Raw genomic sequence first — 212 nt, 5'->3', positions numbered from 1 at the left:
CAAAACGTAGGGGTCAATAAGATTAATAAGGTGAAGATTTCTAATCGGCCAAACAGCATAGATACGATAAGTACCCATTTTGCTTTGTCGTTCACATCGCCAAAGTGCACCGCGACTTCACCAAGGCCCGGGCCAAGGTTATTTAATGTCGCCGCTACCGCAGAGAAAGCACTCAACTCGTCCATACCAGTTGCAATAAGAGCCAGCATACA

At 46.2% G+C, this 212-nt stretch carries 1 protein-coding gene; it reads right to left on the bottom strand.

Features of this window, described 5'->3' with window-relative positions; all coding sequences use genetic code 11:
• A partial coding sequence (locus AB4486_RS26550; protein WP_372119755.1) for a potassium transporter TrkG occupies positions 1 to 212 on the bottom strand: 212 nt, incomplete at both ends.

This window comes from Vibrio sp. 10N.222.55.C6 (genome assembly GCF_041473395.1).
GTDB classification, from domain to species: Bacteria; Pseudomonadota; Gammaproteobacteria; order Enterobacterales; family Vibrionaceae; genus Vibrio; species Vibrio crassostreae_C.
This window is presented reverse-complemented; position numbering and strand designations above follow the sequence as displayed.